Below are 349 nucleotides of genomic sequence, written 5' to 3'. Positions count from 1 at the left end.
CGCTCGCTGTCCTTTTGCACCATTTCGATATAACGTTTCTTATCCAATTGATATGGCTTAATGAGCGTCGGATCGACATGCTCTTGAATGGCAAGGATCGCATCGATAAACTTCTCGACCGCCTCCGTGCCATGATCCATTTCATATTGATGAATACGATCCGCTGTAGCAGACATGCTCTCGACCATATTGCGATTGGTTACACCAAAGCGAGCGTTGTTTTTGAAAAAATCACAGTGAGCGAGCACATGGGCGACGATGAGTTTATTTTGAATTAGAGAATTGCCCTCTAGAAGAAACGCATAGCAGGGGCTGGAGTTAATGACGAGCTCATAAATTTTGCTTAAGC

General features: G+C 44.4%; 1 protein-coding gene. It reads right to left on the bottom strand.

Features of this window, described 5'->3' with window-relative positions:
* A partial coding sequence (locus tag AC1DPK_RS34350) for a SpoVR family protein (RefSeq protein ID WP_477513037.1) occupies positions 1–349 on the bottom strand: 349 nt, incomplete at both ends.

It is taken from the genome of Paenibacillus sp. 01T424, assembly GCF_056398745.1.
This window is presented reverse-complemented; position numbering and strand designations above follow the sequence as displayed.